This is a genomic window from Paraburkholderia heleia NBRC 101817 (assembly GCF_000739775.1).
Classification (GTDB): domain Bacteria; phylum Pseudomonadota; class Gammaproteobacteria; order Burkholderiales; family Burkholderiaceae; genus Paraburkholderia; species Paraburkholderia heleia.
In genome coordinates this window covers 1-15378 of sequence record NZ_BBJH01000017.1, presented here as the reverse complement: position 1 = coordinate 15378, position 15378 = coordinate 1, and the positions used below count along the sequence as shown (strand labels likewise).

The 15378-nt window shown below is 65.9% G+C and carries 13 protein-coding genes; 8 read left to right on the top strand and 5 right to left on the bottom strand.

Annotated features, from left to right (window positions below; translation table 11 throughout):
* The first annotated feature begins 134 nt into the window (after window positions 1-134).
* The 4 genes from metX (at window position 135) to BHE01S_RS15185 (ending at window position 4488) form a co-directional block, all read left to right on the top strand.
* Window positions 135-1280: a homoserine O-succinyltransferase MetX gene (gene metX, locus BHE01S_RS15200; RefSeq protein ID WP_042265444.1), complete on the top strand. Its 1146-nt coding sequence runs from the start codon at window positions 135-137 to the stop codon at window positions 1278-1280.
* Entirely contained in the window at window positions 1277-1885 is a 609-nt protein-coding gene (metW, locus tag BHE01S_RS15195) for a methionine biosynthesis protein MetW (protein ID WP_042265442.1), read from the top strand. The genes metX and metW overlap by 4 nt, the downstream gene beginning before the upstream one ends.
* 81 nt (window positions 1886-1966) lie before the next feature.
* Window positions 1967-3361, top strand: a complete 1395-nt coding sequence (locus tag BHE01S_RS15190; RefSeq protein ID WP_042265441.1) for an AmpG family muropeptide MFS transporter — start codon at window positions 1967-1969, stop codon at window positions 3359-3361.
* Window positions 3358-4488: a M48 family metallopeptidase gene (locus BHE01S_RS15185; RefSeq protein WP_245639751.1), complete on the top strand. Its 1131-nt coding sequence runs from the start codon at window positions 3358-3360 to the stop codon at window positions 4486-4488. The genes BHE01S_RS15190 and BHE01S_RS15185 overlap by 4 nt, the downstream gene beginning before the upstream one ends.
* Before the next feature lie 30 nt (window positions 4489-4518).
* On the opposite strand, the gene BHE01S_RS15180 is transcribed toward BHE01S_RS15185, so the two are convergent.
* The 5 genes from BHE01S_RS15180 to gatC form a co-directional block, all read right to left on the bottom strand.
* Window positions 4519-5298 (bottom strand): exodeoxyribonuclease III, encoded by a 780-nt coding sequence (locus BHE01S_RS15180; protein ID WP_042265439.1) that lies wholly within the window; start codon window positions 5296-5298, stop codon window positions 4519-4521.
* Between the two features lie 84 nt (window positions 5299-5382).
* Window positions 5383-6219 (bottom strand): PPK2 family polyphosphate kinase, encoded by an 837-nt coding sequence (locus BHE01S_RS15175; protein WP_042265437.1) that lies wholly within the window; start codon window positions 6217-6219, stop codon window positions 5383-5385.
* A gap of 152 nt (window positions 6220-6371) precedes the next feature.
* On the bottom strand, window positions 6372-7847 hold the full coding sequence (gene gatB / locus BHE01S_RS15170; protein WP_042265434.1) for an Asp-tRNA(Asn)/Glu-tRNA(Gln) amidotransferase subunit GatB: 1476 nt from the start codon (window positions 7845-7847) through the stop codon (window positions 6372-6374).
* A gap of 2 nt (window positions 7848-7849) precedes the next feature.
* Entirely contained in the window at window positions 7850-9472 is a 1623-nt protein-coding gene (locus BHE01S_RS15165; protein WP_042265431.1) for an amidase family protein, read from the bottom strand.
* A gap of 193 nt (window positions 9473-9665) precedes the next feature.
* Window positions 9666-9965, bottom strand: a complete 300-nt coding sequence (gatC, locus tag BHE01S_RS15160) for an Asp-tRNA(Asn)/Glu-tRNA(Gln) amidotransferase subunit GatC (RefSeq protein ID WP_028203206.1) — start codon at window positions 9963-9965, stop codon at window positions 9666-9668.
* Between the two features lie 430 nt (window positions 9966-10395).
* Between gatC and BHE01S_RS15155 the strand changes: the two genes are divergently transcribed.
* The 4 genes from BHE01S_RS15155 to mrdA all read left to right on the top strand — a co-directional run.
* On the top strand, window positions 10396-11439 hold the full coding sequence (locus tag BHE01S_RS15155) for a rod shape-determining protein (protein WP_004189550.1): 1044 nt from the start codon (window positions 10396-10398) through the stop codon (window positions 11437-11439).
* Window positions 11440-11630: 191 nt separating this feature from the next.
* Entirely contained in the window at window positions 11631-12749 is a 1119-nt protein-coding gene (gene mreC / locus BHE01S_RS15150) for a rod shape-determining protein MreC (RefSeq protein ID WP_042265401.1), read from the top strand.
* On the top strand, window positions 12749-13261 hold the full coding sequence (gene mreD / locus BHE01S_RS15145) for a rod shape-determining protein MreD (RefSeq protein WP_042265399.1): 513 nt from the start codon (window positions 12749-12751) through the stop codon (window positions 13259-13261). The genes mreC and mreD overlap by 1 nt, the downstream gene beginning before the upstream one ends.
* Window positions 13262-13374: 113 nt before the next feature.
* Window positions 13375-15378: penicillin-binding protein 2 (mrdA, locus tag BHE01S_RS15140; protein ID WP_042265397.1), on the top strand; the 2004-nt coding region annotated here is incomplete at its 3' end.

The window sequence follows — 15378 nt, the reverse complement described above, 5'->3', positions numbered from 1 at the left end:
CTTCAGGGCCGTCGTTGGATTGCGGCCCGGGGTTCGATATAAATGCGGCTAAAGAGGTCGTCAGCTGCGCCAATCCTTTCGCACTCCGCGCCCGCCGACACCGTTTAGCCGCCCGAAAAACCAAGGCGGAACGAATGGAATCGATCGGCATCGTCGCTCCTCAAACACTGCATTTCGACGCGCCCCTGCAACTGCAGAACGGCACGGCGCTGGCCGGGTACGACCTCGTGGTCGAAACCTACGGCACGCTCAACGCCGCGCGCAGCAACGCGGTGCTCGTCTGTCACGCGCTCAACGCGTCGCACCACGTGGCGGGCGTCTACGCGGACGACCCCAAAAACGTCGGCTGGTGGGACAACATGGTCGGCCCGGGCAAGCCGCTCGACACCAACCGCTTCTTCGTGATCGGCGTGAACAATCTCGGCTCGTGCTTCGGCTCGACCGGCCCGATGAGCCTCGACGCGGCCACGGGCCAGCCCTATGGCGCGAAGTTTCCGGTCGTGACCGTCGAGGACTGGGTGGACGCCCAGGCGCGCGTGGCCGATCGCTTCGGCATCGAGAAGTTCGCCGCGGTGATGGGCGGCAGCCTTGGCGGCATGCAGGCGCTTGCCTGGAGCCTGCGCTATCCGGATCGCCTCGACCACTGCATCGTGGTCGCCTCCACGCCCAAGCTCTCGGCGCAGAACATCGCGTTCAACGAGGTCGCGCGCTCGGCCATCCTCTCGGACCCCGACTTCCACGGCGGCGACTACTACGCGCACCACGTGAAGCCGCGCCGCGGCCTGCGCGTGGCGCGCATGATCGGCCACATCACCTATCTGTCCGACGACGACATGGCCGAGAAATTCGGCCGGGCGCTGCGCCGCGCGGAAGGCGCCGAGAACGCCTACAACTTCAATTTCGACGTGGAATTCGAAGTGGAGTCGTACTTGCGCTATCAAGGCGACAAGTTCGCCGACTACTTCGACGCCAACACCTACCTGCTGATCACGCGCGCGCTCGATTACTTCGACCCCGCCAAGGCCTATGACGGCGACCTCACGCGCGCACTGGCGCACACGAAGGCGAAATACCTCGTGGCGAGCTTCGCGACCGACTGGCGTTTCGCACCCGCACGCTCGCGCGAACTCGTGAAGGCGCTGCTCCATCACAAGCGCCAGGTGACCTACGCGGAAATCGACGCGCCGCACGGCCACGACGCCTTCCTGCTCGACGACGCGCGCTATCACAATGTGGTGCGCGCTTACTACGAACGTATTGCTGCTGAGGTGGGCGCATGAATCAAAGCGCTTTCGACAGTCTTTCCGCCCGTCCCGACTTTCGCACCATCGCGCGCTGGATCGAACCGCGCGCCACGGTGCTCGACCTCGGCTGCGGCGACGGCGCGTTGCTTTCGCTGCTCTGCGAGGAACTCGAGTGCTCGGGCTACGGCATCGAGATCAACGACGCGGGCGTGCTCGCCTCGGTGAAGAACGGCATCAACGTGATCCAGCAGAACCTGGAAGACGGCCTGCGCCTGTTCGAGGACGCGAGCTTCGACTTCGCGATCCTCTCGCAAACGCTGCAGACCATTCACCAGACGGCCGCGATCCTGCGCGAGACGGCGCGCGTGGGCAAGGAGTGCATCGTCTCGTTCCCGAACTTCGGCTACTGGCCGCACCGGCTTTCGGTACTGCGCGGACGCATGCCGGTTTCGAAGTCGCTGCCCTACCAGTGGCATAACACGCCGAACGTGCGTGTTCTCACGGTGAAGGACTTCGAGGCGCTCGCCCCCGAGGTGGGCATCGAAATTCTCGACCGCGCCGTGCTCCATGGGGGTCAGACCGTTCGTTGGGGTGTGAACTGGCGTGGTAGTCTTGCGGTCTATCGCGTGAGAAAAAAATGACGCCGTACGCGGCGTCGCGTGTTTTTCTGCCCGACCGGTTCATCAGGAACCGCACCCAACACCGCCGCCGCTAACGACGACATGCAGAATCCGCCCCACGAGGCACCCGCTCTTACCGCTCACGAATCCCACCCCGGCTGGCGTGCGTATCTGAATACGCACATGCTGATCTGCGTGTTCCTCGGCTTCACCTCCGGGCTGCCGCTCTTCACGCTCGTCTATCTGGTGCAGGCGTGGCTGCGCTCGGAGGGCGTCAATCTCAAGGAGATCGGCCTCTTCGCGCTGATCCAGTTTCCGTACACCTGGAAGTTCGTCTGGGCGCCGCTCATGGACCGCTATGTGCCGCGCCTGCCGGGCTGGCGCCCGGGGCGGCGGCGCGGCTGGATGCTCGTCACGCAAATCCTGGTGGCGCTCGCCATCGGCACGCTCGGCTACGTTTCGCCGAAAGATTCGATCTGGACCGTGGCCGCACTCACCGCGCTGGTGGCGTTCTTCGGCGCGAGCCAGGACATCTCCATCGACGCCTACCGGCGCGAACTGCTCACCGACACGCAGCAGGGCCTCGGCAACGCGGTGCATGTGAACGCCTACAAGATCGCGGCGCTCGTGCCGGGTTCGCTCGCGCTGATCCTCTCCGACCACCTGCCGTGGAGCACCGTGTTCGTCGTGACGGCGGCGTTCATGATTCCCGGCATGATCATGACGCTCGTCGTGAAAGAGCCCGAAGTGCACGGCGCGCCGCCCAGGAACCTGCGCGAAGCCATCGTGCAGCCGTTCGCCGAATTCGTGCGCCGCGACGGTCTGGCCGCGGCACTGTTCGTGCTCGCCTTCATCTTCCTCTACAAGCTCGGCGATACGATGGCGACCACCCTGTCCACATCGTTCTTCCTCGACATCGGCTATTCGCGCACCGAGATCGGCGTGATCGCCAAAATGACGGCGTTCGGCGCGAGCCTCGCGGGCGGCATCGTCGGCGGCGTGGCGCTCGTGAAGATCGGCATTGGGCGCGGTCTGTGGATCTTCGGTTTCCTGCAAATGATTTCTACTCTGGGTTTCGCGTGGCTCGCGCAACTCGGCGCAGGATCGCCCTCGCTCGCCGCCATCTACGACGCCGTGCTCGCCGTGAGCCACGCGGTTTCGTGGGCCGCGGGTCTCGTCGGCGCCAACGTGCAGTTCACGCTCGACCCGCGCGCCGTCGCGCTCGCGCTCGTCTACGGTTTCGAGACCTTTGCGACGGGACTCACGCTCGCCGCGTTCACTGCCTATATTGCAAGCACGACCGATCCGCGTTACACCGCCACGCAGTTCGCACTCTTCACGAGCCTCGCCTCCGTGCCGCGCACGCTGGCCTCCGCCGCGAGCGGCTACGTGGTCGCGAAGATCGGCTGGTTCGACTATTTCATCGTCTGCACGGTGCTCGCGGTACCGGGTATGCTCCTGCTCATTCGTATTGCCCCGTGGAGAATCCGGTCGTGAGCCCGCATGAGACCGTCGCGCAAAGCCCGCGTGCGCCGCAGCGCAGCGGCGCGCGCGCCCGCGTGCTCGTGCTGGCGCTCGCCGCCGCCTGGCCGGCCCTTTGCGCATGCAATGCCTGGGCTACCGAGAATCCGGCCGCCACGAGCACGCCGGCGAGCATGCCGGGCAACCCTGCCACGCCGCCAGCAGGCAGCGCCGCGAGCGCAGGCAATGCCGCAGCGAACCCGGCGAATAGCGCGAATAGCGCGACCGGCGCAACAAACAGCGGCGCGAGCGCCTCGCCGGGCAGCGTCGCGACCGGTGCGCCGAACACGGGCCGCGTGGTGCGCTTCGGCAACGCCGCCGTGTACCGCAACCTGATTCCCTCGCCGATGCTCGAAGCGCAGGCCGCGGCCGAATTCAACGAGATCGTGCGCGGCGCGGCCCATTCGAACCGCCTCTATGCCGAAAGCGATCCGCACGTGCAGCGCGTGCGGGCGTTCGTCGACCGGCTCGCGCCTTACGCGCTGAAGTGGAGCGATCGCGTCAGGAACTGGAAGTGGGAAGTGGCGGTGATCCGCTCGAACGACATCCGCATGTACGCCTTGCCGGGCGGCAAGATCGTCGTATATGGCGGCCTGCTCGACCGCGTGAAGCTCAACGACAACGAGTTCGGCATGCTGCTCGGCCACGAGATCGCGCATGCGGTGCGCGAGCACGTGCGCGAGCGCCTTGGCGAACAACAGGCCGCGCAGATCGAGTCGGGCACCGTGCCGCAGCTTTTCGGGCTCGCGGATCTCGGCGTGTTTCCGCTCGGTATCGGCTCACAGCTCGTGGAGATGCACTACGGCCGTGCCGACGAAACCGAAGCCGACGTGATCGGCAGCGATATCGCCTCGCGCGCGGGCTTCGATCCGCGCGCGGCGCTCACGCTCTGGGACAAGCTCGCGGCGGCGACGCGCGCCGACCGCGACCAGGGTTTCATCTACGTGCATCCGTACACGCCGGCGCGGCGCGCCGATATCGCCAAGCGCCTCGCCGACATGATGCCGCTCTACGCCAAGGCCATGGGCAAACCGCTCGCCGCGTTGCCCGACTACGAGGGCATCCCGGCCGTGCAGAAGCGCAAGGTCGTGTCGGCGCCCTGAAAGCGGTTTCGCCGCGCGCCGGGCTGGGCGTCAGCTCTTGACCGTGTAGTCGTAGTCGACGGTCAGCGGTGCGTGATCGCTGAACTTGATGTCCTTGAAAATCGACGTCTTTTTCGCCTTGTGCGCAATGCCGGGCGTCGCGATCTGATAGTCGATGCGCCACCCCACGTTCTTCGCATACGCCTGGCCGCGATTGCTCCACCACGTGTACTGCTCGGGACGCGGGTCGAGCGTGCGGAACACGTCCACGTAGCCCACGTCGTCGAAGAGGCTCGTGAGCCATGCGCGCTCTTCGGGCAGGCAACCCGAATTCTTCTGGTTGCCCTTCCAGTTCTTGATGTCGATTTCCTTGTGGACGATGTTCACGTCGCCGCACAGGATCACTTCGCGCTCGCGCTTGAGTTGCGCGAGATGCGGCATGAATTCGTCCATGAAGCGGTACTTCGCGGCCTGACGCTCCTCGCCGCTCGAACCCGAAGGCACGTACACCGAAATGACCGAGAGCTTGCCGAAACGCGTTTCCACATAGCGCCCTTCCGGGTCGAACTCCTCGCTGCCAAAGCCGATGATGACGTCGTCGGGCTCGTGGCGCGAATAGACGCCCGCGCCGCTATAGCCCTTCTTCACCGCATGCTGGAAGTAGCCCGTGAAGTCGTGCGGGGCGAGGAATTCGGGCGTCATGTCGTCCTGCGAGCACTTGATCTCCTGCACGCAGAGCACGTCGGCCTTCTGTTCGCCGAACCATTCGAAAAAGCCCTTCTTCGCCGCCGAGCGGATGCCGTTCAGATTCGCTGTGATCACACGCAACATGTCTTCTTTCCTCTGGATTGTGCGCTGCTTTTACGTTTTCTCGCGCCGCGCCGAACTGCGCCGCGCGAGGGGATACGGCCGCTCTCAGTCGATCCTGAGACCCTTGAGTTCGGCCTTGGCCGGCGGATACTCGAGCTTCAGGCTTTCCATCAGGCGCAACAGCAACTCGCCCACCATGACGTTGCGATGCGACTTCGAATTGGCGGGAATCACGTACCACGGCGCGTATTCCGTGGAGGTGGCCGCGAGCGCGTCATGGTACGCGGCCTGATACGCATCCCAATGCTTGCGCGCCTCCAGGTCGGACACATCGAACTTCCAGTGCTTGGTGGGATCGTCGATGCGGGCCTGGATGCGGCTCCTCTGCTCGTCCTTCGAGATGTGCAGCATGCACTTGATGATCGACGTGCCGCTCTCGGCAAGCAGCGCCTCGAATTCGCGGATCTGCCGGAACCGGCGCTCGCATTCGGCCGGATCGATCTGGCCGATCACGCGCGGCACGAGCACGTCCTCGTAGTGGCTGCGGTTGAAGATGGCCAGCTCGCCCGCACCGGGCACCTGCAGATGCACCCGCCAGAGAAAGTCGCGCGAAGCCTCGATCAGGGTGGGCGCGCGAAACGGCACGATGCGCAGGCCGAGCGGATCGACATCGTGGAACACGCCGCGGATCGTGCCGTCCTTGCCGCTCGTGTCCATGCCCTGCAACACGAGCAGAACGCGCTGGTGGCGCTGCGCGTGCAGACGCTCCTGCAGCACGTCGAGCTTGACGCCAATCTCGGAGAGACGGCTGCGGTCGCCGTCCTTGCTGCCGGTCGAGAACGGTTTCGCGGCAGGGTCGAGCGCGCTGAGCGAGAACGTCTCCTGCTTCTTTGCGCTGAAATACGGCACGCGGTAATCGTCGAGACTCGGGGGCTTCGCCATGGGGGTTCTCCTCTTCTGGATACGACCGCGTCACCGGTCGGCTAATACCGTTGCAGGGGGTGGAAGCGGCAAGGCGGCGCCGCACTGCTACGCGCGACGCCGCCTTGCCAGCATGCCCGAATCAGGCGGGACTCACTCGGACTCAGCCAAACTCAGCCCAGCTTCTTCTTCAGCAGTTCGTTGACCTGCTGCGGATTCGCCTTGCCCTTCGTGGCCTTCATGGCCTGGCCGATCAGCGCGTTGAACGCCTTTTCCTTGCCGGCGCGGAATTCTTCCACCGACTTCTGGTTCGCCGCGAGCACCTCGTCGATGATCGCTTCGAGCGCGCCCGTGTCCGAGATCTGCTTGAGGCCCTTCGCTTCGATGATGCGGTCGGCGGCATCGACGTCCGCGGCCTTCTCGTCCCACATCGCCTGGAACACTTCCTTGGCGATCTTGTTCGAGATCGTGCCGTCGGCGATGCGCGCGAGCAGCACGGCGAACTGCGCGGCCGAGACCGGCGAGGCTTCGATGTCGAGGCCTTCGCGGTTGAGCTGCGACGAGACTTCGCCCATCAGCCAGTTGGCGGCAGCCTTGGCCTGAGCGGCGCCCGCCTTCGCGACGACGGCCTCGAAGTACGCAGCCATTGCCTTCGAAGACGTGAGCACGTTCGCGTCATACGGCGTCACGCCGTACTGCCCGACAAAGCGCGTTTGCATCGTCGCGGGCAGCTCGGGCAGCTCGCCCTTCACGCGCTCGACCCATGCCGCATCGATCACGAGCGGCATCAGGTCGGGGTCGGGGAAGTAGCGGTAATCGTGCGCGTCTTCCTTGCTGCGCATCGAACGCGTCTCGCGCTTGTCCGGGTCGTAGAGGCGCGTTTCCTGCACCACGGTGCCGCCGTCTTCGATCAGCTCGATCTGGCGGCGCACTTCGTACTGAATCGCCTCTTCGAGGAAGCGGAACGAGTTCAGGTTCTTGATCTCGGCGCGCGTGCCGAATGCCTTCTGGCCGACCGGACGCACGGAGACGTTCGCGTCGCAACGGAACGAGCCTTCCTGCATGTTGCCGTCGCAGATGCCGAGCCACACGACGAGCGTGTGCAGCGACTTCGCGTACGCAACCGCTTCGGCGGCGCTGCGCATTTCGGGTTCCGTGACGATTTCGAGCAGCGGCGTGCCGGCGCGGTTCAGGTCGATGCCCGTCATGCCCGCGAAGTCTTCGTGCAGCGACTTGCCGGCATCCTCTTCGAGGTGCGCGCGCGTCAGGTTGACGGTCTTCTCGTAGGCCTCCTTGCCGGCCTTTTCGTTAGCCGGGACCTGAATGGTGATCTGCCCGCCCTGTACGACCGGAATCTCGTACTGGCTGATCTGATAGCCCTTCGGCAGGTCCGGATAGAAGTAGTTCTTGCGCGCGAAAATGCTGCGCGGCGCAATCGTCGCGCCGATCGCGAGGCCGAACTGGATCGCGCGCTCCACGGCGCCGCGGTTCATCACCGGCAGCACGCCCGGCAGCGCGAGATCGACGGGGCAGGCCTGCGTATTGGGCGCCGCGCCGAATTGCGTCGATGCGCCGGAGAAGATCTTCGACGCCGTGGACAATTGCGCGTGCGTCTCGAGACCGATAACGACTTCCCATTGTGTTGCCATGCTCATGCCTCCCGCCGAGCCGCCTCAAGGGAGGCATGCGCCCCCCCACCGGGGGGCGACGAACGAAGTGAGTGCGGGGGCTCATTCGACACCCCTGCCGGCGCCTTGCGATGCCAGTCGGTCGCGCGCTGGAAGGCGTCGGCGACCTGCAGCATGCGGGCCTCGTTGAAATAGTTGCCGACGATCTGCAGACCGACAGGCCGCTGCGCGTTCGCGCCCGCGCCGAAGCCGCACGGCACGCTCATGCCGGGCAGGCCCGCGAGGCTCGTGGAGAGCGTGTAGATGTCCGCGAGGTACATCTGCAGCGGATCGTCGCCCTTGGCGCCGAGGTCCCATGCCACGCTCGGGGCGACCGGCCCCATGATCACGTCGCACTGCCTGAACGCTTGCTGGAAATCCTGCGCAATGATGCGGCGGATCTTCTGCGCCTGCAGGTAGTACGCGTCGTAGTAGCCGTGCGAAAGCACGTAGGTGCCCACCAGAATGCGGCGCTTTACCTCAGGGCCGAAGCCCTCGGCGCGCGACTTCTTGTACATGTCGAGCAGATCGCGGTATTCGGCGGCGCGGTGGCCGAAGCGCACGCCGTCGAAGCGCGAGAGGTTCGACGACGCTTCCGCCGGGGCGATCACGTAGTACACGGGAATCGACAGCTCGGTCTTCGGCAGCGTGACTTCCACGAGTGTGGCGCCGAGCGATTCGTACGTCTTCAGCGCGGCGTCGATGGCGGCGCGCACGTCGTCGGCAAGACCCGCGCCGAAGTATTCCTTCGGCAGGCCGATGCGCAGGCCCGCGAGCGGCTTGCCGGCGCCGGCGTCCTGGCTCCCGCCGTTGTCCGCGCCGTTGCCCCCGCCGTTGCCCCCGCTGTCGCCCCACTTCTGGCCGATGAAACGCGTGTAGTCCTCGTGCGCGTGCGTGAGGCTCGTCGAGTCGCGCTCGTCGAAACCGCCCATGGCGTTCAGGAGCAGCGCGCAATCGCCGGCGCTGTGCGCGAACGGGCCGCCCTGGTCGAGCGACGAGGCGAACGCGATCATGCCGTAGCGCGAGACGCGGCCGTAGGTGGGCTTGATGCCCGTCACGCCCGTGAACGATGCCGGCTGGCGAATCGAGCCGCCCGTGTCGGTGCCGGTCGCAGCGGGCGCGAGGCGCGCGGCGACGGCCGCGGCAGAGCCGCCCGACGAGCCGCCCGGGACGGCCTTAGTGTCCCACGGGTTTTTCACGGCGCCGAAATGCGAGTTCTCGTTGGACGAGCCCATCGCGAATTCGTCCATGTTGGTCTTGCCGAGGCAGACCATGCCTGCGCGCTCGAGCCGCTCGACCACGGTCGCGTCGAACGGGCTCACATAGCTGGCAAGCATCTTCGAGCCGGCGGTCGAGCGCCAGCCGCGCGTGACGAACACGTCCTTGTGCGCGAGCGGAATGCCCGCGAGCGGGCCCGCGTGGCCCGAGTGCAGGAGCGCGTCGGCGGCCTTCGCCTGGGCGAGCGTCAATTCGGGATTGACGTCGACGAAGGCGTTCAGGTCCTGGTGCGCCTCGATCCGGCCCAGAAAGTGCTGGGCCAGCTCGACTGCGGAGCACTCCTTCGCCGCCAGCGCGGCGCGCAGTTCGGTCAAGCTTTTGTCATGCATTGCGTGATTCCTGGAAGAACGTCACGGCGTGATCGAAATCGGATCGTTGCGCCGTCCAAAAAGCGGTGTGCCATACGTTTGCAAACGGGTTGGCCGCTTCTCGGAAAACCCGGGAAAACTCGGGAGTCCGTGCCTTTTCGAACTGTTCTGATGACTCGTGGGAACTCGAAAATGGCGAAAAAATGCTGCGCGCCTACTCAATCACGCGCGGTACGAGGTAAAGTCCGTCCTGCACCGCGGGCGCGGGACGCTGCAGCGCTTCGCGATCCACGATTTCGGTCACGGCGTCCTCGCGCAGACGCAGCGCGACGTCCTCGATCTGCTCGATCGGGTGGGCGAGCGGGGCAATGCCGGTCGTGTCCACGGCCTGCATCTGCTCGACGAGGCCGAAGAAGTCGTTCAGGCGTTCGAGCGTATTGCCGGCTTCGGCGTCGGCCAGTTCGAGGCGCGCAAGATGCGCGATGCGCTTCACATCGTTCAGGGTCAGGGCCATGCGGTCACCGGAAAAAGGGGCTGCGGCAGTTCGGGAATTCGGTGCTGCAACAGCGGTTTATCGCGCCGGATCCGGCTCTGGAGGAAAGCTACGATGAGGTCAAAAACTGCCTTCCGGATCCTGCAAAACAGGCAAAATTATAAGGTATCATTACGCGTTCGACCCAAACCCGGACCGCCTTGCATCCGCCTTTCGGTTCTGTACGCAGCGCAATGCGGCCAGACAAGATCAAAGGGGCGGCACAGCCAGGCTGCCTCCGGTAACCATCCCCGCAGTCCCAGGCCCTTCGTGGCGCCCCTTGCGACGCCCTCCGCCGTGATTTCGGGGTGCCCTCGTGGCGCAGCATGTCGCCCTGAGGCTGTTAATTTTTCCGCTGCCGCCCTCGTCCACGAAGCTGGAAGGACGGCCACAAGCGAGACAGGATTTTTGAATGTTCGGTTTTCTGCGTAGCTACTTCTCCAACGACCTGGCGATCGACCTCGGCACCGCCAACACCCTCATCTACATGCGCGGCAAGGGCATCGTCCTCGACGAACCCTCGGTCGTCTCCATTCGCCAGGAAGGCGGCCCGAACGGCAAGAAGACGATTCAGGCGGTCGGCAAGGAAGCCAAGCAGATGCTCGGCAAGGTCCCGGGCAACATCGAAGCCATCCGCCCGATGAAGGACGGCGTGATCGCCGACTTCACCGTCACCGAGCAGATGATCAAGCAGTTCATCAAGACGGCGCACGAGTCGCGCATGTTCTCGCCGTCGCCGCGCATCATCATCTGCGTGCCGTGCGGCTCGACCCAGGTCGAGCGCCGCGCGATCAAGGAAGCCGCGCACGGCGCGGGCGCCTCGCAGGTCTACCTCATCGAAGAACCGATGGCCGCCGCGATCGGCGCGGGCCTGCCGGTTTCGGAAGCCACCGGCTCGATGGTCGTCGACATCGGCGGCGGCACGACCGAAGTGGGCGTGATCTCGCTCGGCGGCATCGTCTACAAGGGCTCGGTGCGCGTGGGCGGCGACAAGTTCGACGAAGCGATCGTCAACTACATCCGCCGCAACTACGGCATGCTGATCGGCGAACAAACCGCCGAAGCCATCAAGAAGGAAATCGGCTCGGCCTTCCCGGGTTCCGAAGTCAAGGAAATGGAAGTGAAGGGCCGCAACCTGTCGGAAGGCATTCCGCGCAGCTTCACCATTTCGAGCAACGAGATTCTCGAAGCGCTCACCGACCCGCTGAACCAGATCGTCTCGTCGGTGAAGATCGCGCTCGAACAAACGCCGCCGGAACTGGGCGCCGACATCGCCGAACGCGGCATGATGCTCACGGGCGGCGGCGCGCTGCTGCGCGACCTGGACCGCCTGCTCGCCGAAGAAACCGGTCTGCCGGTGCTCGTGGCCGAAGACCCGCTCACCTGCGTGGTGCGCGGCTCGGGCATGGCGCTCGAGCGCATGGACAAGCTTGGCAGCATCTTCTCGTACGAGTAAGCGCGCCGCGCACTGCTGCGCTCGCCCGCGGCGCGGTTCCGGCGCCGCCGCGCCACTGATGGCGTGGCGGCACGCGCGCCGCCGCGGCGCCCGCAACGGGGCGTCCTTCGGGGCGCCGAAGTTTCACACTTCGTTGTGCCCTCCGTTACACCCTCTGTTTCACCGAACCGCACACGCCCCCGGCGCCGACCATGGAATACAGTCCGCCGCCCCTCTTTAAACAGGGCCCATCGGCACTCGCACGGCTGATCTTCTTCGTCGTGCTGTCGCTCGCGCTCCTCGTCTCCGACGCGCGTTTCAAGACGCTCGAAGTCGTGCGCGGCGTGCTCGGCGCGGGCCTCTACCCGCTGCAACGCGCGGCCCTCGTGCCGCGCGACTTCTTTATGGGCGCCGCCGATCTGGCCGTGACGAGTTCCGCGCTGCGCACCGAAAACACCCAGTTGCACGCGCGCAATCTCCAGCTTTCACAGCAGGCCAACGAGGCCGCTTCCCTCGCCGCCGAGAACGCGCACCTGCGCGCGCTTCTGCAGTTGTCGCAGCGCATCGGCGCGCAAACCACGCCAGCGGAAATCCAGTACGACACGCGCGACCCGTTCACGCAGAAGGTGGTGATCGGCGGCGGCTCGCAGCAGGGCGTCCAGAACGGCTCGCCGGTATTGAGCGAGGACGGGGTGATCGGCCAGGTCACGCGCGTGTTCCCCATGCAGTCCGAGGTCACGCTCGTCACCGACAAGGACCAGGCCGTGCCGGTCGAAGTCGTGCGCACGGGCCTGCGCAGCGTGATCTATGGCACGGCGAAGGGCGACCTGCTCGATCTTCGCTTCGTGCCGATCAGCGCCGATCTGCAAGTGGGCGACGAACTCGTGACGAGCGGACTCGACGGCATCTATCCGCAAGGACTGCCGGTCGCGAAGGTATTGCGCGTGGACAAGCAGGCCGACACCGCGTTCGCACGCGTGGTCTGCCTGCCGCTCGCCGCCGTGCGCGGCGCGCGCCAGGTGCTCGTGCTGCACTATGTGCCGCAGGTGCCGCCCAACCCGATCGCCGCCGAAGAAGCCGCTGCAGCCGCCGAGGCGAAGGACGCGAAGAAGAAGCCCACCAGGGCCGCGGACAAGAAGAGCGACAAGAAGGCCGATGACGCGAAGGCGAAACCCGCCGCCGCCGCCTCTGCCCCGGCGCAGCAGACGAAGCCGGCCGCGAACGCGGCCGCGGCAGAGACCAAGCCGGCGCAGCAAAAGCCGCCCGAGAGAAGGCCCAGGGAGAGCCTGCGGGAAGAGGCAGCGAAGGCTGTCGAGAAAGGGGGCCATTGATGCCGCGTCCGCAATACATTCTGCAGCCGGTCAATCCGTACTTCATCGTTTTCAGCCTCGCGGCGGCGTTCCTGCTGAACCTGCTGCCCTGGGGCAAGCTGCCCGGCGTGCCCGACTTCGTCGCGCTCGTGCTGCTGTTCTGGAACATTCACCAGCCGCGCAAGGTCGGCATGGGCGTCGCGTTCCTGCTCGGGCTCCTCATGGACGTCCACAACGCGAACCTGCTCGGCGAGCACGCGCTCGCGTACACGCTGCTTTCGTATGGCGCGATCACCATTCACCGCCGCGTGCTGTGGATGTCGATCGGCTTGCAGATGTTCGCCGTCACGCCCATGCTGGTCGGCGCGCAGGTCGTGCCGTTCGTGATCCGCCTGCTGATGGGCGCGTCGTTTCCGGGCTGGGGTTACCTCATCAGCGGCTTCGTCGAGGCGATCCTCTGGCCGGTCGCGAGCGTGCTGCTGCTCCTGCCGCAGCGCCGCCCCGTCGATCCCGACGACACCCGGCCCATTTGAGCGGCGCGCCGCTCGCCGCTGGAAGACTCGCTTGACTACCTGCTTGACTACCTCCTACGCACCCTGGCCCGCCGTTCCTCGCGATCGGAACCGTGGCGCCCGGGTCTGACAGCATGACCGAATTCAAGGACACCCAGCAGCAGCTCACGAAGTTCCGCCTGCGCGTCGCGGCGGCGGGGCTGTTCGTGTTCGTCTGCTTCGGGCTGATCGCGTTCCGCTTCCTCTATCTGCAGGTCTGGAACCACAGCAAGTACTCGCTGCAGGCGGACGAGAACCGCATTTCCGTCGCGCCGATCGTGCCGAACCGCGGCATCATCACCGACCGCAACGGCGTCGTGCTCGCGAAGAACTACTCGGCGTTCACGCTCGAAATCACGCCCTCGAAGCTCACCGACACGCTCGACAACACGATCGACGCGCTCTCGACCGTGATCCCGATCGACGCGCGCGATCGCCGCCGCTTCAAGAAGCTGCTCGAAGATTCGAAGAACTTCGAGAGCCTGCCGATCCGCACGCGCCTGACCGACGACGAAGTCGCGCGCTTCACGGCCCAGCGCTTCCGCTTTCCCGGCGTGGAAGTGCGCGCGCGGCTGTTCCGCCAGTATCCGCTCGGGCCCACGGCCGCGCACGTGATCGGCTATATCGGCCGGATTTCGCAGCGCGACCAGGAGCGCATCGACGACCTCTCCGACAAGAACGACAGCGATCCCGAGCACTACGATCCGCGTCTGGACGCGAACAACTACAACGGCACCGACTACATCGGCAAGATCGGCGTCGAGCAGAGCTACGAAACCGAGCTGCACGGCCTGACCGGCTTCGAGGAAGTGGAAGTGACGGCGGGCGGGCGCCCCGTGCGCACGCTCTCGCGCACCCAGGCCACGCCGGGCAACAACCTCGTGCTCTCGATCGACATCGGCCTGCAGCAGGTGGCCGAGCAGGCCTTCGCCGGCAAACGCGGCGCGCTCGTGGCAATCGAGCCCTCCACGGGCGACATTCTCGCGTTCGTCTCGGCGCCGAGCTTCGATCCGAACTCTTTCGTGGACGGCATCGACCAGCAGACCTGGGACGAGCTCAACAACTCGCCCGATCACCCGCTGCTGAACCGTCCGCTGCACGGCACCTACCCGCCGGGCTCGACCTACAAGCCGTTCATGGCGCTCGCCGCGCTCACGCTGCACAAGCGCACGCCGCAGTGGGGCTTCTCCGACCCCGGCTACTACATGTTCGGCGGCCACCGTTTCAACAACGACGTGCGCTCGGGTCAGGGCTGGATCGACATGAACCGCGCGATCATGGTGTCGAACGACACCTACTTCTTCATGCTCGCGCACGACCTGGGCGTGGACAACATCGCGAACTTCATGAAGCCGCTCGGCTTCGGCCAGCTCACCGGCATCGACATCGCGGGCGAGGCGCGCGGCATCCTGCCCTCCACCGAATGGAAGCGCAAGGCGTACCGCAAGCCCGAGCAGCAGCGTTGGTACGAGGGCGAGACGATCAGCCTCGGGATCGGCCAGGGCTACAACTCGTTCACGATCCTGCAGCTCGCGCACGCCACGGCCACGCTCGCCGACAACGGCGTTCTGATGAAGCCCCACCTCGTGAAGGAGATCGAGAATCCGATCACGAAGCAGGAGCGCCTCACGGTGCCGAGCGAAAGCGGGCGCCTGAACGTGAGCCAGGCCGATATCGACGTGGTGAAGCGCGGCATGGAAAACGTGACGATGAATCCCTCCGGCACGGCCTACCAGGTGTTCCGCAACGCGCCATACACGTCGGCGGGCAAGACCGGTACGGCACAGGTGTTCTCGCTGCAGGGCGGCAAGTACCGGGCGCATGCGCTCGCCGAGAATCTGCGCGACCACGCGCTCTTCATCGCGTTCGCACCGGCCGAGAAGCCGCAGATCGCCGTCGCGCTGATCGTCGAAAACGGGGGCTGGGGCGCGCAGGCCGCAGGCCCGATCGCGCGCCGCGTGCTGGATTACTGGCTCGTGGACCGCCTGAAGCCCGGCGTCGAACAGGCGGCCGTGAGCGCGGCGGCTTCGGCCACGGAGGATGCGTCCGCGCCCGTGATCGGCGCGCCGCCCGAGGCGGCGTCGGCAGCGTCGGGCGCC